The sequence below is a fragment of the Roseibium sp. RKSG952 genome, assembly GCF_009711355.1.
The window spans coordinates 1-20,630 of record NZ_SMMF01000865.1 but is presented as its reverse complement, the minus strand read 5'-3'; the positions used below and the strand labels follow the sequence as shown (position 1 = coordinate 20,630).

General features: G+C 56.8%; 19 protein-coding genes and 1 pseudogene. 11 read left to right on the top strand and 9 right to left on the bottom strand.

Annotated features, from left to right (window positions below; translation table 11 throughout):
- Positions 1-154 precede the first annotated feature (154 nt).
- Entirely contained in the window at positions 155-1,588 is a 1,434-nt protein-coding gene (locus E1297_RS11840; RefSeq protein WP_155138290.1) for a hypothetical protein, read from the bottom strand.
- 555 nt (positions 1,589-2,143) lie between these two features.
- Here E1297_RS11840 and E1297_RS11835 point away from each other — a divergent pair.
- From E1297_RS11835 to E1297_RS11820, 4 genes are all read left to right on the top strand, one after another.
- Positions 2,144-2,737 (top strand): hypothetical protein, encoded by a 594-nt coding sequence (locus tag E1297_RS11835; protein ID WP_209015759.1) that lies wholly within the window; start codon positions 2,144-2,146, stop codon positions 2,735-2,737.
- A 199-nt stretch (positions 2,738-2,936) separates the two neighbouring features.
- On the top strand, positions 2,937-4,235 hold the full coding sequence (locus E1297_RS11830) for an NAD(P)/FAD-dependent oxidoreductase (RefSeq protein ID WP_155138288.1): 1,299 nt from the start codon (positions 2,937-2,939) through the stop codon (positions 4,233-4,235).
- A complete protein-coding gene (locus E1297_RS11825) occupies positions 4,232-5,095 on the top strand; it encodes a DUF1365 domain-containing protein (protein WP_155138286.1) in 864 nt (287 codons plus the stop codon). Before E1297_RS11830 ends, E1297_RS11825 begins: the two co-directional genes overlap by 4 nt.
- A gap of 9 nt (positions 5,096-5,104) precedes the next feature.
- Positions 5,105-6,343, top strand: coding sequence for a cyclopropane-fatty-acyl-phospholipid synthase family protein (locus tag E1297_RS11820; protein WP_155138284.1), 1,239 nt, complete (start codon positions 5,105-5,107; stop codon positions 6,341-6,343).
- 475 nt (positions 6,344-6,818) lie between these two features.
- Here the strand turns inward: E1297_RS11820 and E1297_RS50280 are convergent, their stop codons facing one another.
- From E1297_RS50280 to E1297_RS11805, 3 genes are all read right to left on the bottom strand, one after another.
- Entirely contained in the window at positions 6,819-7,658 is an 840-nt protein-coding gene (locus tag E1297_RS50280) for an amidohydrolase family protein (RefSeq protein ID WP_196223281.1), read from the bottom strand.
- A gap of 719 nt (positions 7,659-8,377) precedes the next feature.
- The gene (locus E1297_RS11810) at positions 8,378-9,184 is read right to left on the bottom strand and encodes an SDR family NAD(P)-dependent oxidoreductase (RefSeq protein ID WP_368669534.1); all 807 of its coding nucleotides are present in this window, start codon (positions 9,182-9,184) and stop codon (positions 8,378-8,380) included.
- Positions 9,185-9,236: 52 nt separating this feature from the next.
- Positions 9,237-9,902, bottom strand: a complete 666-nt coding sequence (locus E1297_RS11805) for a ChrR family anti-sigma-E factor (protein ID WP_209015758.1) — start codon at positions 9,900-9,902, stop codon at positions 9,237-9,239.
- 236 nt (positions 9,903-10,138) lie between these two features.
- On the opposite strand from E1297_RS11805, the gene E1297_RS11800 reads away from it, so the two are divergent.
- The 7 genes from E1297_RS11800 (at position 10,139) to sseA (ending at position 16,002) form a co-directional block, all read left to right on the top strand.
- Positions 10,139-11,173 (top strand): cysteine synthase A, encoded by a 1,035-nt coding sequence (locus E1297_RS11800; protein ID WP_155138279.1) that lies wholly within the window; start codon positions 10,139-10,141, stop codon positions 11,171-11,173.
- Positions 11,174-11,203: 30 nt separating this feature from the next.
- On the top strand, positions 11,204-12,715 hold the full coding sequence (gene cls, locus E1297_RS11795; RefSeq protein WP_155138277.1) for a cardiolipin synthase: 1,512 nt from the start codon (positions 11,204-11,206) through the stop codon (positions 12,713-12,715).
- Positions 12,716-12,784: 69 nt separating this feature from the next.
- On the top strand, positions 12,785-13,132 hold the full coding sequence (locus E1297_RS11790) for a hypothetical protein (RefSeq protein ID WP_155138275.1): 348 nt from the start codon (positions 12,785-12,787) through the stop codon (positions 13,130-13,132).
- Positions 13,133-13,143: 11 nt separating this feature from the next.
- Positions 13,144-13,794 carry a LysE family translocator gene (locus E1297_RS11785; protein ID WP_155138274.1) on the top strand — a complete coding sequence of 217 codons (651 nt, stop codon included), beginning with the start codon at positions 13,144-13,146 and terminating at the stop codon, positions 13,792-13,794.
- A gap of 134 nt (positions 13,795-13,928) precedes the next feature.
- Entirely contained in the window at positions 13,929-14,645 is a 717-nt protein-coding gene (locus E1297_RS11780) for an alanyl-tRNA editing protein (RefSeq protein WP_155138272.1), read from the top strand.
- A 26-nt stretch (positions 14,646-14,671) separates the two neighbouring features.
- Complete coding sequence (locus E1297_RS11775; RefSeq protein ID WP_155138270.1) at positions 14,672-15,151, top strand: GFA family protein; 480 nt, start codon at positions 14,672-14,674, stop codon at positions 15,149-15,151.
- A 5-nt stretch (positions 15,152-15,156) separates the two neighbouring features.
- Complete coding sequence (gene sseA, locus E1297_RS11770) at positions 15,157-16,002, top strand: 3-mercaptopyruvate sulfurtransferase (protein ID WP_155138268.1); 846 nt, start codon at positions 15,157-15,159, stop codon at positions 16,000-16,002.
- A 19-nt stretch (positions 16,003-16,021) separates the two neighbouring features.
- On the opposite strand, the gene E1297_RS11765 is transcribed toward sseA, so the two are convergent.
- The 5 genes and pseudogenes from E1297_RS11765 to E1297_RS49125 all read right to left on the bottom strand — a co-directional run.
- A complete protein-coding gene (locus tag E1297_RS11765) occupies positions 16,022-16,705 on the bottom strand; it encodes a TIGR02117 family protein (protein WP_368669533.1) in 684 nt (227 codons plus the stop codon).
- Positions 16,706-16,733: 28 nt separating this feature from the next.
- Positions 16,734-17,537, bottom strand: a complete 804-nt coding sequence (locus E1297_RS11760) for an amino acid ABC transporter ATP-binding protein (protein WP_155138264.1) — start codon at positions 17,535-17,537, stop codon at positions 16,734-16,736.
- A 76-nt stretch (positions 17,538-17,613) separates the two neighbouring features.
- Entirely contained in the window at positions 17,614-18,768 is a 1,155-nt protein-coding gene (locus tag E1297_RS11755; RefSeq protein WP_155138262.1) for an amino acid ABC transporter permease, read from the bottom strand.
- A gap of 16 nt (positions 18,769-18,784) precedes the next feature.
- A complete protein-coding gene (locus E1297_RS11750) occupies positions 18,785-20,002 on the bottom strand; it encodes an amino acid ABC transporter permease (RefSeq protein ID WP_155138260.1) in 1,218 nt (405 codons plus the stop codon).
- 276 nt (positions 20,003-20,278) lie between these two features.
- Positions 20,279-20,630 (bottom strand): annotated as a pseudogene (locus tag E1297_RS49125) (amino acid ABC transporter substrate-binding protein); the annotation flags it as partial.

The following is a 20,630-nucleotide window of genomic DNA, read 5'->3' as shown; positions in this document are numbered from 1 at the left end:
TGGTTCGAGTCCGGCCTGGGGAGCCATTTTTTTTCATCACAGCTGATACGTCCAGACCTTCGTCTCCCTAGAGGGATTGACGATTCGGTCACTGAAGTTCCTGCAAAGCCATCAGATCCGACCGGGCAGCCCGGACGCGCCCGGCATTGCCGGATTACTTCCGGACAAGCTCGACATTACGGACATCCAGTCCGTCCTCGATTGTCGAGCCGAAAACAGTCAAGACACCTTTGCCAGCGCCCTCCCGCGCTACTCGGATACCGGCATTCACGCCATCACCGTTGCCCACCGTCGAAACATAGTAAGCATCCACCATCACATCGCCCGGCCCTGCCTGATCGAAACGAAGGCCGTAATCGCCATTTCCACTGGCGACGACGTCATAGATCAGACCGGTGATCCGGCCACCATTCCCCTCTGATACTCTTACCCCATCATCCGTATTGCCATCCGCCCGGCTGCGCAGAAGAGACAGGATCACATCACCCTCGCCATACTCGTCGAGATCCAGCCCCTCATCCCTGTTCTGCAGAATATCGGCATCCGTCACCGAAACGCGCAACTCTCCCGCCCCGGCCTCATCCAGATCGATCCCGTCATCAAAATCGATGTTAAATGCGTAGGATTTGACCGATCCGGACGGATAATGGGCAACCTCACGCTCGATACAACGATCATCGGCAGATCCGGTCACCGGCTTCGGAATATCGGCGTCCCGCGCCTGCCCATCCTGAAAGCTTCGCGTATGCGGGACCGGAATGGCAGCACCCAGAACCTCTGGGTCACAGTAGTTTCCGTTGCCGACAAATGCATCACCGGAAACAGAGGCAAAGATACTGCCGGCCCCACCCTCATCCAACTCAACCCCGTCGGCCCCGACCTTCAAAAACTTTGATGCCGCCGACCTGTAGTGAATGTCACCGTCTCCACGCTCATCCACGCGGATGCCGTCTGCATCAAAAACCCCCTGCCCCACACCGTTAATTTCGACATTGTCCAGCTCGATATTTATCGACGCAGGTGCTCCGCTGCCACCGCCAGCACTCCCGCCGCCACATGCATCCGCAAGATCACAATCCGAAACATGAACCCCGTGATAGGCAACCCCGGTCACAAGGACATCCCGCAGCACAAGGTTGACCGTCCCGGACTGTCCCTTACGCACATCGATAAAAATGCCCTTGCCGCCCGAACCAACACGATCACCCCGGTTTGCAACACTGAACCCGCCCGGCCCCATGAACTTGAGACCGGCAACGAACAAATCCGCCCCCTGATCCAGTTGAAGGATGTTGATGTTCTCACTGGTTCGCACTGTCTGCCCAATTCCGTGAATAGCGATCGGCGCCCTGCCGGAATAGGTGAGCGGTGACTTCGTCTCGATATCCTCGCTCACCACAACAAAGATTGGACCAGGACCGACCAGCAAGGACGCCGCCTCCAATGCAGCGCGAAGCGTGCCCGGACCGCTATCCGCCGGCGATGTCACAAGAAACGGGACCTGCGCAGGTGCCTTCGTGACCCATGCGACGCCACCAAAAACAAGGCCGCCAATCAGAACACTCAGCGCCTTCAGGACACTCGCCATCACACCCTCCTCACGGCCAGGCCGCTTCCAGAAGCGAAACCCTCCCCCAGAGGAAACTACACGCCTCAAGAGCACCAACAAGACCCGTTAAAACAATCCGCTCTCTAACCAGTCACCACAAGTGTGCCCCACCCGCAACATATCGAAACAAAAGTTCAAGATGATTGTTATCGCACTCGTGATATTGTGATTCACATCACATCGGGGTTCTATTTAATTGTTAATTTTACCTGAAAGCATTCTAAACAGCGGATCAGGCCACCTCAATCAACGCATAAATGCAACAGTCAACTTAAGTATTAATCTTTTGGCAATATCTTGCTAACCCTACGGTAAATAACGTAAAATTTGAAACGAAACAGGTCAGAAAACTGAAAAACCGGCCAAATTCACATCGAATTGTGAATTGTTTTACACCATATGGCGCAAAAATATGTAATAATGGCAAAATCGTGACGATGCAGGCTTTGGGTATACAACCGCCAGGACGAGCGGAACCAAAACGTACCACCTGCGTTTAACAGTAACAGTTGTATTGGCCTTGGGAGGCGTAAGATGCAACAGGTACTAAAAATCGCGGGAATGGCTGCATTCCTCGCGGGATTACCGATCACTGGTGCTTTGGGAAAAGATATCCCGTTCGAAACATTTACATTGCCCGAAGATCGCCTGGCAGTGACCGTTGCATCTGCATCGCCGCAACAGGCCGATCCGTTGAACAGCGACCTGACGATATGGGTCGGTGAAATCGAGCTTCAGGGCCGCAACACCATTTGGGTCGAACTTATCGACACCTATGGCGAGGTCATTTACGATTCCGAAGTCAACACCAACGAGACCCATCTTCTCCCCGATGGCAGGGCCGTTGTGGTGCGCTCGCTTGATCCGGACACGCGGATTGCGAAAAAGGATGTGTCCAGGGTCCCGCTCGACGGCCAGATGCTGGTTACGCGCCGGGTCGTGGACGATGGTGATCATTCAGCGACAGTGGAGCTGATCGAAACCAAGGATGAGCAGGAGAAATCTCCCATGCTGCATCTGGCCGAATTTGGCCAGAGCGTTTGGGGATCGGTCCTTGCCATCTACAAGGCTGCGGCAGACCGTGTCCAGGTCGCATGGTCGTGGCTTGTCGACACGATCCATGCATGACACGGACCTTGCGTCCCTAAATTCTGAACATTTGGCCCGGCTCCGTGCGGGCCGAATTTTTTTGAGTTTTCAATTGTTAATTGAAACTGTCCGTTGATCCGATCTTTCGGACGTGGCGTACGGTCCTTTACGAAGGAAACTACGGCAACTTCGGTTTCAGCCGTACCGTGACCAAACAGACCCGAATGAAGGAATTGCCATGCGGATTGCCGTGATCGGCTCCGGCATTGCCGGAAACAGTGCAGCTTGGGCCCTTAGCGACACGCATCAGGTTACTCTTTACGAAAAAAGGCTTCGTCCGGGAGGACACAGCGCGACGGTTGACATCGACTATAACGGCACGCCCATGGCGGTCGATACCGGGTTTATCGTTTACAATGACCTGAATTATCCGAATTTCTCCGCGCTGATGACCCATCTCGGGGTCAAGACGGAAGCCAGCGACATGAGTTTTGGCGTTTCGGCGCGCAATGGCGCACGCGAATGGTCCGGCAGTTCTCTGAATGCCGTCTTTGCCCAACGCCGGAATGCGCTGTCGCCCAGTTTCCTGCAGATGCTTCGCGACATCTTCCGCTTCAACAAGCAATGCGTCATCGATCTGAAGGCCGGACATCTGGCAGGGGTGTCCCTTGGCGACTACCTGATCACGAACCGGTATTCCGACAGTTTCATCAATGACTACCTCCTCCCGATGGGCGCCGCCATCTGGTCAACGCCAATCTCGGAGATGCACGCCTATCCGGCGGAAAGCTTCATCGGGTTCTTCGACAATCACCGGCTGATTTCATTCGACCGGCCAACCTGGAGAACCGTCTCCGGAGGGAGCCGCACCTATGTCAACCGGTTGATCGCCCCACTCGCAGGCAACATCCGCCTCGGGACACCCGTGACACAGATCCGGCGCTTCCCCGATCATGTCCGTGTAACGGACAGTTCCGGACACTCCGACAGCTTCGACCAAGTCATCCTCGCAAGTCACACGGACCAGAGCCTTGCCATGCTCGGGGATCCAACCCCCCAGGAACGCGACATCCTCGGCAACATGCGCTACCGCCCGAACACAGTCTATCTTCACCGCGACGAGAGCCTGATGCCGAAACGCAAACGCGTCTGGTCCTCCTGGAATTACATGTCAACACTTGAGACCGACGCCGGTGGCGATGTCACGGTCAGCTACTGGATGAACCGGCTTCAGAACCTCGACCATTCCAAACCCCTATTTGTCACCCTCAATCCCCCCAGCGCACCGGCGGATGACAAAACCTTCGCCCGTTTTACCTATGACCATCCGCAATTCGATGCGGCTGCACTTTCCGCCCGAACACGCCTTTATCAGATCCAGGGCAAGAACAGAACGTGGTTCTGCGGAGCATGGGCCGGACACGGTTTTCATGAAGATGGCATGACATCCGGATTGAACGTTGCCCGCGCCTTGGGGGCAAGCGTACCCTGGGACGAAACGCAAAATGGAATGGCAATTCTGGAAGCGGCAGAATGACATTGAAAACCGCGACATCCCTTGCCGAGAACGGACCAGCACCCTGTGATGCTGCCCTTCTTTATGCAGGCAAGGTCATGCATCAGCGGATGAAGCCAAAGCCCCATCGCTTCACCTATGACGTTTTCAATCTGCTCATCGACATAGACCGTCTCGTCGATGCGGAACGCATGAGTGCGTTGTTTTCTGTTGGCCGTTTCAATCTCTTGTCATTCAACCCGAAAGATCACGGGACAAGGGACGGATCGGACCTGCGGCTTCACATCAATGCGCTGCTTCGCGAGGAAGGCGTTGCAAAACCGGACAGGGTGCTGCTGCTGTGCTATCCGCGGGTTCTGGGCTACGTTTTCAACCCGATCAGCGTCTACTACGCCTATGACGCACAAGACTGCCTTACGGCGGTCGTCTACGAAGTGCGAAACACCTTTGGCGGCCTGCACAGCTATGTCGCCCCGGTCAGGGATGGCCAGCTGACCGAGGCCGGACTGCGTCAGGATCAGGGCAAGATGTTTTACGTCTCCCCTTTCATCGACATGAACCAGCACTATCATTTTCGGTTGTTGCCGCCGGGACGATCCGCACGCGTGCGCATTCTGGAAACCGATCCTGACGGCCCCCTCCTTTCGGCCAGCTTCACGGGGAACCGGAAGGCGCTTACAACACGCAACATCCTGACGTTGTGCTTGCGTATTCCGTTTCTGACGTTGAAGGTGATCGGAGCCATTCACTGGGAGGCTTTGAAACTCTGGCGCAAAAGACTGAAGTTCCATTCCAGGCATGGATCTGGATCAACCGATACCGCAGACGAACCTTTGCGCGAGCCTGCGCTCTCTCCTCGGCGCGGCACACTTTCTTCATGAGCATAACCGATGACTGATCTTGTTGTATTAACGAAGGCCAACGCGCGCGAAGAGATGCAAGGCCTGCCACGCTGGACCCGGCTTGGCCTCTCAATGCTGCTGTCTCTGAGGTATGGCTCCCTTCGCATTACATTGCCCGATGACCGCCAGTTTCTTCTGGAAGGCGCAGAGACCGGGCCAGCTGCCGTGCTCCACGTCCATGACTGGCGGTTTCCGGGCATGGTGGTGAAAGGCGGCGATGTCGGGGTCGGCGAATCCTATACGCTCGGCTATTGGACCTCGCCGAACGTGACCGAGTTTCTCGAACTGTTCTGCATCAACCGCGACGCCACCCTGCAGGCCCTGAAGGGCCGGCCGTTGATGCGCGCCCTCCTGTCGGTCCGGCAGTGGCTCAATGCGAACACCAAGCGCGGGTCCAGGCGCAATATTTCAGCACATTATGATCTCGGAAACGCTTTCTATCGCGAGTGGCTTGACCCGTCGATGACCTATTCGTCCGCATTGTTCGACGACAAGACCAAGGATCTTGAATCCGCACAGGCACTGAAATACGCGTCGCTCGTGCGCGAAACGGGTATCGGCCCTGATGACCATGTGCTGGAAATCGGTTGTGGCTGGGGCGGTTTCGCGGAGTTTGTCGGCAAGGATGTGGGCGCAAAGGTGAAGGCCCTGACGATATCTAGGGAGCAATACGATTTCGCACGCGAGCGCATTTTCAAGGCAGGACTGAATGAAAAGGTCGACATATGCTTTCAGGACTACCGGGACGAGCGGGGCACCTATGACCGGATCGCCTCCATCGAGATGTTCGAGGCCGTGGGCGAGCGCTATTGGCCAACCTATTTCCAGCAGCTTTCAAATTGCCTGAAATCGGGCGGACGGGCCGGCTTGCAGATCATCACGATCCAGGACCGTATGTTCGATGACTATCGCCGCAGCACCGATTTTATCCAGCGCCACATTTTCCCAGGCGGGATGCTTCCACCTCCGGGCAAGTTGACGGAAATCGGAAGGTCCCTCGGGCTGGACCTCAAGGATCAAAAGATCTTCGGCCAGGACTATGCGCGCACGTTGGCGGAATGGCGCAACCGGTTCATTGATGCATGGCCCCGCATCAGCCCGCTCGGCTTCGACGACCGGTTCAAGCGGCTTTGGGAGTACTATTTGTACTATTGCGAGGCCGGGTTCCGCTCGGGCAATATCGACGTGCGGCAGATGGTCTATGTGAAGAATGGGCACAGAATGTAGACTTTGAAGGCGAATGGCGCTTGGAACAACCAAAGCGAAGCGTTTTATCTGAAATGGCCTCCCAACGCATGGCCTGCCTTTTGATGTCTGCTAGCGAGTTTGGTGCGGTCAATCACGCTTGTGTGCTTCCCGGTCAGACCAACCAGCTGGCACCATCAACGCCCCGCGTGGGGGACTGCGTTTTCCCATTTGCAATCCCGGACACAACCTGAAGGTATTGTCCGGGATTGGAAAACCCATCAAGTCAGCGAGTGCCGGGTTCTCTGATCCCCGTTCGCGCTTACGTTTATCCGGTATGACGATCGAGGAGCACAATATAAGGGCCAAAGCTGCTCGATGATGACGCTATCAATCGATTTCGTCTTATTTCATGCGCTTAATTTCCGTTCAAGAACGTTTGGCTTGACAATCAGGCCTGAAAGGTTCCAAGCGTTTTGTCATGCGGTCAAGCGCATTGGACGCACGACTTTAATCTCTACTGGCTACCGATGCTATCATCATGATAAATCCCGGGCGCCTTGTAGTCCAAGTGGTACAGGTCAAAGAAGTTTTGACCAAGTGCTATTTTCCTGAAAGCTTCATCGCCAAGATCCTGGTAGATGTCGCTGGTGGCAAGAAACTCGTCCCTATAAACAGATTCGGACTTGTTGTCTGAAGCTACAAAATCGGTACCTGGCAAGAAGCGATCCGGCCAGCGATTAATAAATGCAATATATGCAGCCCGCTTGTCCGGGTCGGAAAACACTTGATCGTCCAATACACGCCATGACAAGTCGATGTACAGGTTGGGATATTGTTTGAACAATCGTTCCAATATTGCAATGTGCTCATCAGGATCAATATCCCGCAATTCCTTGCTGAGACCACCCAAATGCGCCCAGATAATCTTGTTGTTCGGGTACAGGCGCAAGGTTTTTTCCATCAAGGGCAGATACTTGGTCGGGTCTGCATCATTACCGAGATCGGAATGAAAGTTGATCGGAAAGCCGTTCTCTTCAAGCTTTGCCATGAACGGTGCCCAACCATCTATCTCCGTGCCGTCAACACCGGTACGGCCATTTTCAAACAAGGCCTGTTTGACCAGGTTAACCTCTCCTGCCATTGCAAAAACGCCGGGAAACTCATGAACCAGCAAATCGAAATCGCGAACCATCTGTTCCGGGTCCTTCAAATCCGGATTGGTCATTGAGACGTTCAGATAAATGTCTTCCGGTTTCTCATCGAGATAGCTTTGCGCATTGAAAAAATCGCTTTTGAGGCTCGGTGTGACCGCGACTCCGGGACAGTCAAGGTAATAGGTGCAATCACTATCCACCGGTAGCCTTTGTCCTATCCCATACACATTAGCGAAAAGGACACCATTATTGCGAAGATAATTCACGGTTTCCGAAAACGGTTTCGGTTTGCCACCAAAAGGTCTGAAGTGAATATGACTGTCAACCACTGGAAGATTTGGCCGTTCGTTGCGGTCATATAATCCACTTGAGTCTTTTCTAAAGTCCTCGATTGTTATAGGACCCTCCAACTTATGCGCAACAGATCCTTCTTCTGCGAAAGAAAGTCCTGGGACAAACCCAATGCACATAACAATTACAAAGCACAATTTACTTCGGCACGCCAAGTCATACTCCCGGTTTTATTACGCGAAACGGGATTGCCTAATTTGCAAATCCCAAAAATTTACAATGCAAAATATACCATCCCAAAATATCCTACAGCTGAAATTTAATTAATATTTTTCGAAGCATGATCCTGACTATGAGACACACGGTTTCTGCTCCGGTGCTCCGGCCTAAACTTACTTGAGAGGAGAATTTGGGTTAATTCGCCCCCCGAAGGGGCACTATGAAACACGACAAAAGCAAGTGGGAGACCCTGCCGGCGGCGCCGGTTTGCATCACCAAAGGCAGGTTTTTCAACCCGTCGAAAAGCGGCCTGTCTTTTTACCGATGCCATGCATCGCCCTGCGCACCTCATAGTGCCAAGGAACCTGGGCACAGGGTTGAGCAGGTCAGTGTTCCAGGCGGCGCAAGGTCAGCCGCTAAAAGACTTTTTCGACCAGCCCGTGGATTTGCGGAGGATCTTGAAATAAAGACCGTAAGGTAGGCTCCGCAGGAACTTCAGCTGCTTGACGAAGGCTCCTGGAAACGCAATCTCGAATTTGCTGGGATGAGTTAATCCGCGCCTTATCTCGGTTGCGGCTTTCTCCGGCGACATCAGATAGGGCATCGAAAACGCGTTGCCCTTCGTCGCCGGCGTATCGACAAAGCCCGGGTTGATCACCTGCATCCGGATGCCCGCAAGATCCAGATCGAATTTCAGCCCCTCCGCCATATTGATCAAGGCAGCCTTGGTTGCGCCATATATCGAGGATTGCGGCAATCCCCGGTATCCGGCAACGGATGAAACGATGGCAATTTGCCCTTTGCGGCGGGCCTTCATCGACGTAATCACGGGAAGGATCGTGTTTGCCGTGCCCGTCAGATTGACGTCTATTGTCTGCTGCCATTTGTCAGCATCACAATTGAGACCGTCCTGAGGATGATACACCCCGGCATTTGCAACGCACAGGGCGATCGGACCGACAGCATCATCGACCTTTTGGCATATGCCCGACATCGCTTCGCGATCCGTTACGTCCGCCGGATAGGGTAAAATACTGCCCGGCAACTCCTTGGCATCTTCTGCCAGCACCTCAAGCTTGTCAGCCGAGCGGGCGGTTGCAGCAACGCGCCAGCCATCCCTTGCAAAGGACAAGGCCAGTTCGCGGCCGATCCCCGAGCTGGCACCGGTGATCCAGACGCAGCCGTCGGATGACTTCGCAACATATTTGTCAGACACTTAAAACCTCCCTTATCGTCCTTTATACGGACGCGTCAGGGAGACTGGATGATCAACGGCCGAGAAATGGCGCAAAAAAACGGCCGACCGGACCGGTGAGGCGCAAACGGCCTTCGGTAACCGCAAAACAAATACAATCCTCACCTTCATCGGCAACCGGCTTGTGGTCTGTCTCGTGGTCCGCAAATGCTATATCGCCGCGGGCATAATGGCCTTCGCTATCGGTGAAGCCGCCTTGCAGGATCAATGTCAGCTCGGTCCCGTGATGCGTATGGGACGGCATTGCTTTCCCGCCCCGCACCCACAGAAGCGACACGTTGCAGCCGTCATGCTCACCGAGTTTGACTTCACGGACCCCCGGGATCAGCGTGCGCCAGGGCAGCTGATCAAGCGGACGGTCAATAATGCCGGTCAGGCTTGCTGGCACCTTGTGATCGGGCTGGACCTCCGTGGCTCGCTCCTCGGCATGCAAGATCGGCTCGTCATCCGCAAAGATTGCCGACAGCATCCCGTCACGGTCCTTGAACGGCTCCGGGGCACTGTCTTCCAGTCCGGTCGCGGCGAGCGCTTCCAGCGACGCGACATAGTCGCGATTGGTCTCACACAGCTCAAGATGCGCACCGACAAGTGCCTGTGCAGGGGAAGCAAGTGTGCCAGCGGCATAGCTTGCAAGCAGTTCATCCAGACCTGTTACATTTCTTTCCATTGCAGAACTCATTCCGTGCCACCTTCTGTGCGGCATCCTCTGTTGCTGCGGCTACGCGGTGGCCACTGCGCTGGATCATTCTTTAGCCTGAAAATACAAAGGATCAGCTGATTTTTCCATCCGTTGGCCAGAACAACTAGGCACGGATTTTCAATAGCACACGGCTTTGAGCATGGCTGTGCTTGATTGCCGGTGATCTAGGCATTAGCGTCTCTGCAATCTTACGTATTTCCGATCAGGACAGTTTCATGACCGCGTACCCGTCTGTTGTCGACGCAATTGGCAACACGCCCCTAATTCGTCTCAAGGCCATTTCCGAAGAAACCGGCTGCGAAATCTACGGCAAGGCCGAGTTCATGAACCCGGGCCAGTCCGTGAAGGATCGTGCCGGCCGGCAGATGATTCTTGAGGCAGAGGCACGCGGCGACCTGAAACCCGGCGGGCTGATTGTGGAAGGCACCGCCGGCAACACCGGGATCGGTCTGGCGCTTGTTGCCAGCGCCCGCGGCTACCGGACCGTGATCGTGATCCCGGAAACCCAAAGCCAGGAAAAGAAGGACATGCTGCGCCTGTGTGGTGCCGAGCTTGTCGAGGTTCCCGCAAAGCCGTTCAAGGATCCGAACAACTATCAGCATGTTGCCCGCCGCCTTGCCGAACAACTCGCCGAAAACGAACCGAACGGCGTGTTGTTTGCCGACCAGTGGAACAATCTCGACAATCGCAAGGCGCACTATCTGACGACGGGGCCGGAAATCCTGCGCGACACCGATGGCAAGGTCGACGCGTTCATCTGCGCGGTTGGCACCGGCGGAACGCTGGCAGGGGTCTCGACCTACTTGCGCGAACAAAAGTCTGATGTGGTGATCGGCTGTGCCGACCCGCTCGGGGCCGCCATGTTCAATCTGTTCACCACAGGTGACGCAAAGGCAACCGAGGGCGGATCGGTCTCGGAAGGCATTGGCCTTGGCCGTGTGACCCCGATCATCGAGGACATCAAGGTGGATCACGCATGGGCCATCCATGATGAAGAGGCTCTGCCACTGGTGTTTGATCTGGCCCAGAACGAAGGTCTGCTGCTGGGCGGATCATCCGCGATCAATCTGGCTGGCGCCCGGCGGCTGGCCAGGGAAATGGGCCCCGGCCACACCATCGTGACCATCTTGTGCGATCATGGCACGCGGTATCAATCGAAGCTCTACAATCTGGACTTCCTGAAATCCAAGAACTTGCCCCTGCCCGGCTGGCTGGAACCTTCGGAAGGTCTGACCGCGCCGTTTGTCTGATGCGGTGGTAACCTTGCTGCAAGGCCCGTCATGAGCACACCTGCCGATCCCGATTTGGCGACAAGGACCGCACAGGATGCGGTCCGTGATGCCGTCCACGATGTTACCGTGGTCGACACGGTCGCGAACAATCTCGGGATTGTCGCCGGACTGCTCATCGCGCTTTATGTGCTTGCGGCTATTTGTGCTGTGCGGGAAATCATGAACAGCCGCACGGCTCAGGGGTCCATTGCCTGGCTTCTCTCCCTCGCTTTCCTGCCCTACTGCACCGTTCCGCTCTACTTCATCTTCGGCTGGCGGTCCTTTACCGATTACGCCACCATCCAGACCCAGCTCGGAAGATCGGAGCGCGCCCGGCGGGCGAAGGAGCTGCGGATCACCGACGAAGAGGAAACCCGGGACTGGCCGGTCCTGTCGAAGGTGGCAAGCCTTCCGTTCCTCGCCGGAAATCAGACCGAACTTCTTGTCGATGGCGACCGGACCTTTGCATCGATCCTCGACGGTATCCGGCAAGCCGAACACTCGATCTTCTTTCAGTTCTTTACCGTTGCCGACGACCAGATCGGGCAAGATGCGGCCAACGCCCTGATCGAGCGCGCCAAAGCAGGTGTCGAAGTCTATTTCCTTTACGACGAGATCGGCTGCAAAAGCCTGACAAACGGCTATCTCAACCGGTTGCGCGCGGCGGGCATTCATGTCAGCGGCTTCAACGAGACCCATAAATATCTGCGCATGCTCGGGCCGATGCGGCTCAACTACCGCAACCACCGCAAGGTCGTGGTGGTCGACTATCAGCACGCCTGGATCGGCGGACACAATGTGGCCGACCAGTATCTCGGCCGGTCAAAACGGTTCGGCCACTGGCGCGACACCCATGTCCGGGTGTCCGGGCCCGCAGCCATCGCCTGCGCCATCGCTTTCACGGAAGACTGGCTCTGGGCAAGCGGCAAGGAAATTCCGCTGCCCGAGGTGACCCGGATCGCCAAGCCGGGAGACGAGCCTGTTCTGGTCATGCCGACAGGACCCGCCGACACACTGGAAGAATGCGCGATTGCCTTTGTTGAAGCAGCTGCCCGCGCGCGCAAACGACTTTGGATCACATCACCCTATTTTGTGCCGTCGATCGATATTCAGACCGCGCTCTTTGCAGCAGCCATGCGCGGTGTTGATGTCCGGATCCTGCTTCCCGAGAAAGCCGACCATCTGACGGTGTGGCTGGCCAGTCACGCCCATGCGGATGTGATGGTGGACCGTGGGGTCAAGGTCTATCGCTACCAGTCCGGGTTCCTGCACCAGAAGGTCACTCTCGTCGATGACGAACTGGCCTCGATCGGCACGGTGAACTTCGACAACCGGTCTTTCCGGATCAATTTCGAGATTACCTTGTGGTTCACCCACAAACGGATGATTGATCAGGTCGCCGACATGCTGGAAACGGACTTTGCGAACGCCCGGCAAACGAGGCCGGACGATCTCACAAACCGCAGCTACGCCTTCCGCGTGCTCGCCTCCGGCGCACAGCTCCTGTCCCCGATTTTGTAGCCGAACCAACTTGCCCTCAAAATTTCCCCATGAGAAGGGATACGCACAAAGACAATTCTGGAGGGTAAAATGTTTCGTAGCACTATCACACTTCTTTGCATGTTACCGATCTTGTTTGCGAGTGTTCCGCTCCGTGCCGAAACAACGGGCTGGATGACAAAGCGGGAGTATGGGAAATACACCCGGCAACTCAAAAAACAGAAGCTCATCCCGACCAAGATCGAATGCCGTGCCGGAAAGAACGGCAACCCGTATGAGGTCAGGTTAACGGCAAAACCAAACACACAAAACAAACCGTGGGAGGTATCGGTCTACCGGGCATCCATTTCTCCAAAGGTCTACGGCTCGATCCCCCGAACCTCCTATGACGCCTTCCAATCCAAGTCCGGCGCGTGGTATCACTGTATGATCGATTAGGACCGAGTAAAATGCCCAGCTTTCTCCCCGACCTCGCCGTCATCGCAACCTTTACAGCTGCCGCAGCCGTTCTGACCATTACGCCGGGACCTGACATGGCGTTGTTTATGAGCAAGACCCTGACACAGGGGAGAAAAGCCGGCTCGGTTGCGGTGATGGGCGCGGCCTCCGGTGTTGTGGTACATTCGCTTTTTGCCGCTCTCGGCATTTCCGCGCTTCTCGCTGCCTCCGCAACGGCTTTCTCGATCCTGAAATATGCAGGCGCCGCCTACCTTGTCTACATGGCGGTGCAGGCCATCCGGAACGGCTCCGCCCTGTCGCTTGATGCAGCGCCGGGCCGCAAGGAGCGGCTTTCGAGGATCTGGCTGCAAGGGGTGACCATCAACCTGCTCAATCCGAAGATCGTGCTGTTTTTCGTGACCTTCCTGCCGCAATTCGTTTCGGCGTCAGACCCCTTCGCGGCACAGAAGCTCCTGTTCCTCGGTTTCTATTTCATCTTGCTTGCGGTACCGTCCTGCCTGCTGATGGTGTTCTTTGCCGGGTCCTTCGCCCGGTTCCTGAAGAGTTCGCCGCGCGCCATGCGCCTGTTCGACTGGACCTTCGCAGGCGTCATGGGCGCCTTTGCCCTCAAGCTGCTCGCCGCTCAAGCCGCCGCCCGCTGAGCCAATCCCGCAGGCTGGATAAAAGTCGCGTCCCCTCCGGTGTTTTCCGGGCAAAGTCTTTCCGGCTGGATTTTCGATTGACCGTTCCGGTCCGCCGGGGCACGGTGCATATTGTTGTTTTTCAGGAGTTCTTCATGACCACACCGCTGTTTCGCGAGGACGCTTACTTGAGAACATGCGAAGCGGATGTGGCCAGCCTCAACGAGCGTGGCGGCATTGTGCTGACCCGGACCGTTTTCTACCCGACCGGCGGCGGGCAACCGGGGGACACCGGGTATCTCGAACTGGACACCGGCGACCGGATCGAGATTGCTGCCACAGTCTATGACGCAGACAAAAAGACAATCGTGCATGTGCCTGCCGAAGGCGCACATCTTCCCGAAACCGGAACACGGGTGACCGCCCATATCGACTGGCCCCGGAGATACCGGTTGATGCGCATGCACACGGCCCTTCATCTGTTGTCCGTTGCCCTTCCCTTCCCCGTGACCGGCGGGCAGATCGGCGACGGGGAAGGACGGCTCGACTTCGACATGGGCGACGAGGCGCTCGACAAGACAGCGGTGATCGACAAGGTAAACGCACTCGCTGCTGGCGATTATCCCGTATCCGCTGAATGGATCACCGATGAAGACCTCGAGGCCAATCCGGACCTCGTCAAGACCTTGTCGGTGAAACCGCCAAGCGGCTCAGGCACAGTGCGGCTGATCCGTATCGGCGGCAATGTTGATCTGCAGCCCTGTGGCGGGACGCATGTCAGCCGGACCTCGGAGGTCGGACCGCTTGCGCTCGGCAAGGTCGAGAAAAAGGGCAAGCAAAACCGCCGCGTCCGCCTGCGGCTTGAGGTTTGACACGTACCGGCCAGGGGAGACATGCAATGAAGCTTTCCGGCAGCTGTCACTGCGGCGCGATCAACTTTTCGGTCGTCAGCAAGACCTATGTCCCCTACATGCAGTGCTATTGCTCGATTTGCCGGAAGACCACCGGAGCCGGTGGTTATGCCATCAACCTCATGGCCGACGCGGACACACTCCGGATATCGGATCCGAAGGACGCGCGGCGGATCTATCAGGCGGTGATCGACGGCAAGACCAGTTCAGCCGAACGCAGTTTCTGCAGCCTGTGCGGCAGTCATTTATGGTTGTGGGATCCGCGCTGGCCGGAGCTCGTCCACCCGCTCGCTGCCGCAATCGATACGCCGCTTCCGAAGCCGCCGGAGAGCGTTCATATCATGCTCGACTTCAAACCGGATTGGGTGGATGTCCCTGACGTGCCCCACCAGAACTGCTATTCGCAATACCCTGAACTGTCCATCAAGGACTGGCACAAATCCAAGGGCCTTTACGAGGGAGACTGACTTTCATGACGACATCGCCGCTGGTTTCGACCCAATGGCTCGAAGACAATCTGAAAACGCCCGACGTCGTGGTGGTCGACGGTTCCCTTTTTCTCCCGCAAATGGGCCGGGATGCGGAGGCTGAATATCTGGAGGCCCATATCCCGGGGGCTGTCCGGTTCGATATCGAGGATATCAGCGACCCGAAGTCGGACCTGCCGCACACCCTGCCCGAGCCCCATCTGTTCGCCTCGAAGATGCGCAAGCTCGGCATTGGAGACGGGCAGACAATTGTTGTCTATGACGGCATCGGCCTTTGGTCCGCGCCCCGCGTGTGGTGGATGTTCAAGGTCATGGGCGTCAAGGATGTCCATGTGCTGAACGGCGGCATGCCGAAATGGAAAGCCGAGGGGCGGCCGCTGGAAGACGGTCCGGTTCGCCGCCCGGAACGGCATTTCACCGCACGCCTCAACCGGGGCGCAGTCACAAGTTTCGACAGTCTCAGGAAGATCATCGCATCCGGTGACCGTCAGATTGTCGATGCCCGGTCATCGGAGCGTTTTTCGGGCTCTGTTCCCGAACCACGCCCGGGCATGCGCTCCGGCCACATGCCTGGCGCAAAGAATGTCCCGGTCATGGATCTCATGCGCGATGACGGTTCACTCAAGGACGAAACCACATTGCGCGCGCAGTTTTCGGAGGCTGGTGTCGACATTTCAAAACCGGTCACGACCACTTGCGGCTCCGGCGTGACCGCTGCGGCCCTGACGCTCGCCCTCACATCGCTTGGCGCAACCGACCTGACACTTTATGACGGTTCCTGGAGCGAATGGGGCAGCCGGCAGGATACGGAAGTTGTGGCAGGCAGCTGAGGCAGTCTGGCCAACACCTTTACTCGTTGTGAAGGTCAAGAGACCATCTGAGTGTGTTCGGCAAGGGTGTCCAGAAGCCGGTTTTCAGGCCTGCGGCCCGCAACATACTTGCCGTCCACGTGTTGCACCCGAGAAATGCATTAAACCCGCCGTTTGCCGGAAAGAAAATGTCGTGGGCATCATACGCCGCCCCGGCGATTGCCTCTGCCTGCCCATCGGAGGTTTCGAAACTGGCGCGAATTTGCCTGACCAGAGTTTCAAACTGCGCCGATGAGATATCAAAGGTCTGAACGGACGTGTGGCCGGTTGCGATGGCGCCGCTGCGGCGCACATGCATCACGGAACGATCCCACGTCAGGGCATCAAGAACCGGGCCGGGCCGCAGGTCCCCCCAGGTCGGCGTCTCAATATAAAACGAACGCCCTCCCCAGCCGAAGATAACCCAGTGCACGCCTGGATAATCAAGCTTCAATCCACCATCGGAGACAATAGAAAACGCCCGCAGCACGTCCGGATCCGCTGGCAACGCGATATCAGTATGAATGGGATTGGACAGACGGAGCACCTGCCGCATTTCTGCAGCTTGCAGCGCATCCGGATTTGCAGAAAAAGCAACGGGTCTCGGAACAAGAATTCCGAGACCCGCGACAACAATCAGGATAATCGTCGCACCAAAAGCCAGCTGTAACAATGCTTCCAGCACGCGTCGTATCATCCTACCAAGGCACCAATCAGTGATGCAGGATCTGGCTAAGGAAGAGCTTGGTCCGCTCATGCTGCGGATTGGTGAAGAACGGCTCCGGCTCGTTCTGTTCCACGATCTGGCCCGCATCCATGAAGATCACCCGGTTGGCGACCTTGCGGGCAAAGCCCATTTCGTGGGTGACGCACAGCATGGTCATGCCTTCTTCGGCAAGGCCAACCATCACATCAAGCACTTCCTTGATCATTTCCGGGTCAAGCGCGGAGGTCGGCTCATCAAACAGCATGATCTTGGGGTTCATGCAGAGCGAACGGGCAATCGCCACACGCTGCTGCTGGCCACCGGAGAGCTGGCCGGGATACTTGTTCGCCTGCTCCGGGATCTTGACCCGCTCCAGATAGTGCATGGCGATCTCTTCGGCCTGCTTCTTCGGCATCTTGCGCACCCAGATCGGCGCCAGCGTGCAGTTTTCCAGGATCGTCAGATGCGGGAACAGGTTGAAGTGCTGGAAGCACATGCCGACTTCCCGGCGGATCTCGTCGATCTTCTTGAGATCGTCGGTCAACTCGATGCCGTCGACCAGGATGCTGCCCTTCTGGTGTTCTTCCAGACGGTTGATACAGCGGATCATGGTGGACTTGCCGGAGCCGGAGGGTCCGCAGATGACGATCCGTTCGCCGCGCATGACCTTGAGGTTGATGTCACGCAGAACATGGAAGTCGCCATACCACTTGTTCATGCCGGAGATTTCGACCGCGACATCCGTTTCCGAGATCTTCATCTTGGAGCGATCCGGGTTCAGCTCCTCGGATTTGACAGCGTTTTCACTCATGGTTTTCTCCAAATCTTTCGTTGTCGACCGGAACGCGTTCTCCGCGTTCCGGGAGCTGCGGCTGTGTCGAGCGCAGCTAGCGTTTGTGTCCGGTATGCAGCTTGTGCTCCATGAAGATCGAGTAGCGCGACATCCCGAAGCAGAAGAGGAAGAACACGATGGCCGCGAACAGGTAGCCGGTATGGCCCTGTGACGGCGTCGACCATGTCGGATCCGAGAAGGACGACTGAATCTGGCCAAGCAGGTCAAACATGCCGACGATGAGAACCAGTGTCGTGTCCTTGAAGAGACCGATAAACGTGTTCACGATCCCCGGGATCACCAGTTTGAGGGCCTGCGGCAGGATGATCAGATACATCATCGGCCAGAACCGAAGCCCGAGTGCCATCGCCCCTTCATATTGTCCTTTCGGGATCGCCTGAAGGCCGCCGCGCACAACCTCTGCCATATAGGCGGAGGAGAACAGCGCCACGCCGATCAGAACGCGCAGGAGCTTGTCGAAGGTCACCCCTTCCGGCAGGAACAGCGGCAACATCACCGAGGACATGAACAGCACCGTGATCAGCGGCACGCCGCGCCAGAACTCGATAAAAATCACCGAGGCCAGCTTGATCGCCGGCATTTTCGAGCGCCGGCCGAGGGCAAGCGCAATGCCGATCGGAAGCGATGCGACAATCCCGGTCACCGCAATCACGAGCGTGACCAGCAGGCCACCCCACTGGGCGGTTTCCACCACCGGCATGATCACCGTGTCACCGATGACCAGACCGGTCAGCAGGAAATAGGCAACAATCGGGAAAACGACGATGAAGAGGATCGCGTTGAGGCCCTTGTAGGGCACTTTCGGGATCGCCAGAGGAATGAGCAACAGGGCAAACAGGGCATAGACAATGTCCACCCGGTAGCGTTCCTCGATCGGATACCGGCCATAGATGAACTGTGGCAGATAGGCCTTTACATAGGCCCAACAGGCCCCGGCATGCTGGCCCGGCTCGGTCGCGAGACAGGCCTGACGGTTTTCACCGGTCCAGATCGCGTCGATAAACGCAAACTGGATCAGCGGCCAGAGCAGGGAATAGGCAATATAGGCCCCGACCACGGTCAGGATCGTGTTCGGGATCGACGAGAACAGGTTCCGGCGCATCCAGCCGATCGCCCCGGTGGTCGAGGCTGGCGCAGGAAGACGCGGCGCCTCTTCGGTTCTCACATGAAACATTTCAGCATTCGCCATTGGTTTTTCCGCGCTCCTATCTTTCAACGAGCGCCATGCGCTGGTTGTACCAGTTCATGAAGAACGACGTGAGCAGACTGAGGGTCAGATAGACCGCCATCCAGACGACCACGATCTCGACCGCCTGACCGGTCTGGTTGAGCACGGTGCCGCCAACCGAAACGAGATCCGGAAATGCAATGGCAACCGCCAGAGACGAATTTTTCGTCAGGTTCAGATACTGGCTTGTCAGCGGCGGAATGATGACACGCATTGCCTGCGGGATGACCACAAGGCGCAAGGTCGGTCCATTGCGGATACCAAGGGCATGCGCTGCTTCCGTCTGACCGTGGCTGACGGCCTGAATGCCTGCCCGCACGATTTCGGCGATAAAGGCTGCAGTGTAGATCGCAAGTGCCGCTGTGAGCGCAAGGAACTCCGGAATGAGGTTGATGCCCGTACCAAGTTCAAACCCACGGCGCAGGATCGGCCCCGTCTCGTTGAAGACCGGGTGCTCGAACGAAACCGGCATGCCGGTGACGAAATAGGTGATGACCGGCAGACCGACGATCAGACCGATACCGGTCCAGAAAACAGGGAATTGCTGCCCGGTGTTTTCCTGGCGTTGGCGTGCCCACCGCTTCACCACATAGGTTGCGATGATGCCGATGATCAGGGCCCAGCCGATGAACTCGGACCCTGCCTCAAAAATCGGCTTCGGACCGCGCAACCCGGCAATGTTGAGATGAAAGGTGTCGAAGATGAACGACCACTTCGACCTTTTGTCCGGCACGGCCCGCAAAACGGCGTAGTACCAGAAGAAGATCTGAAGGAGCAGCGGAACGTTCCGCACAATCTCCACATACCAGTATGCAAGCTTGGAAATCACCCAGTTGTTCGACAATCTGGCGATCCCGACGATGAACCCGATAATGGTCGCGACAAAGATACCGATGACAGCGACCAGCAAGGTGTTCAGAAAGCCGACAAAGATGGCATCGCCATAGCTCGACGTTTCGGAGTAGTTCGTCAGCGACTGGATAATCCCGAATCCAGCCGTGTTTTCCAAGAAGCCCCAACCGGACGCAATGTTTTGCCGTTCCAGGTTGGCTGCCGTGTTCGTGACGATGAAGTATCCGAAGAACACAATCGCTGCAATTACCAGCACCTGGTAGAACAGGCTGCGCACCTTCGGGTCATTCACCAGCGAAGCACGCGCCGGCGCCCCCGCCGAGTCCTGCTTCTGTATTGCCATTTAACCTCGCCCGAGTGTCTCCGCGCCGCTGGAGCCGGTTTTACCAGCCTCCCAGCAATCCGCGGGTGTTGTGACCATCCCGTCCAGCCCTGGTCCGGCCGCCGATCTTTGCCGGCTGTTTCCCGTCAGGGGGAGATGATCGCCCTCTTTGTAATGCCAAGTGTGCAAGGTCATTGTTGTTCTAAGGGCTTCTGTTGCGCCCCTGCCCTGCACATTTTTAGTGGGGCCCGGCAACGTGACGCTGCCGGAGCCCGGAGGGTCCGGAGACCCCGTGTGTTAGCGAACCGGCGGAGCGTAAAGGATGCCGCCCTTGTTCCACAATGCGTTCAGGCCGCGGGAAATCGCCAGCGGCGTGTCCGGACCGACGTTTGCGTCAAAGACTTCGCCGTAGTTGCCGACTTTCGCGACGATGTTGTAGGCCCAGTCGTTGGACAGACCGACACCCTCGCCGAATGCGCCCTCAACGCCGAGCAGACGCTTGACGGACGGATTGTCGGAACCCTTCATGTTTTCAACGTTTTCAGAAGTCACGCCGAGTTCTTCGGCGTTGATCATCGCGTTGAGGGTCCACTTGGCAATGTTGAACCACTGGTCGTCACCCTGACGAACCACCGGGCCGAGCGGCTCC

Excerpts from the sequence above, each read along its gene's own strand:
- E1297_RS11840 (WP_155138290.1), bottom strand. The coding sequence starts at position 1,588 with ATGGCGAGTGTCCTGAAGGCGCTGAGTGTTCTGATTGGCGGCCTTGTT.
- E1297_RS11835 (WP_209015759.1), top strand. The coding sequence starts at position 2,144 with ATGCAACAGGTACTAAAAATCGCGGGAATGGCTGCATTCCTCGCGGGA.
- E1297_RS11830 (WP_155138288.1), top strand. The coding sequence starts at position 2,937 with ATGCGGATTGCCGTGATCGGCTCCGGCATTGCCGGAAACAGTGCAGCT.
- E1297_RS11825 (WP_155138286.1), top strand. The coding sequence starts at position 4,232 with ATGACATTGAAAACCGCGACATCCCTTGCCGAGAACGGACCAGCACCC.
- E1297_RS11820 (WP_155138284.1), top strand. The coding sequence starts at position 5,105 with ATGACTGATCTTGTTGTATTAACGAAGGCCAACGCGCGCGAAGAGATG.
- E1297_RS11805 (WP_209015758.1), bottom strand. The coding sequence starts at position 9,902 with ATGAGTTCTGCAATGGAAAGAAATGTAACAGGTCTGGATGAACTGCTT.
- E1297_RS11800 (WP_155138279.1), top strand. The coding sequence starts at position 10,139 with ATGACCGCGTACCCGTCTGTTGTCGACGCAATTGGCAACACGCCCCTA.
- cls (WP_155138277.1), top strand. The coding sequence starts at position 11,204 with ATGAGCACACCTGCCGATCCCGATTTGGCGACAAGGACCGCACAGGAT.
- E1297_RS11790 (WP_155138275.1), top strand. The coding sequence starts at position 12,785 with ATGTTTCGTAGCACTATCACACTTCTTTGCATGTTACCGATCTTGTTT.
- E1297_RS11785 (WP_155138274.1), top strand. The coding sequence starts at position 13,144 with ATGCCCAGCTTTCTCCCCGACCTCGCCGTCATCGCAACCTTTACAGCT.
- E1297_RS11780 (WP_155138272.1), top strand. The coding sequence starts at position 13,929 with ATGACCACACCGCTGTTTCGCGAGGACGCTTACTTGAGAACATGCGAA.
- E1297_RS11775 (WP_155138270.1), top strand. The coding sequence starts at position 14,672 with ATGAAGCTTTCCGGCAGCTGTCACTGCGGCGCGATCAACTTTTCGGTC.
- sseA (WP_155138268.1), top strand. The coding sequence starts at position 15,157 with ATGACGACATCGCCGCTGGTTTCGACCCAATGGCTCGAAGACAATCTG.
- E1297_RS11760 (WP_155138264.1), bottom strand. The coding sequence starts at position 17,537 with ATGAGTGAAAACGCTGTCAAATCCGAGGAGCTGAACCCGGATCGCTCC.
- E1297_RS11755 (WP_155138262.1), bottom strand. The coding sequence starts at position 18,768 with ATGGCGAATGCTGAAATGTTTCATGTGAGAACCGAAGAGGCGCCGCGT.
- E1297_RS11750 (WP_155138260.1), bottom strand. The coding sequence starts at position 20,002 with ATGGCAATACAGAAGCAGGACTCGGCGGGGGCGCCGGCGCGTGCTTCG.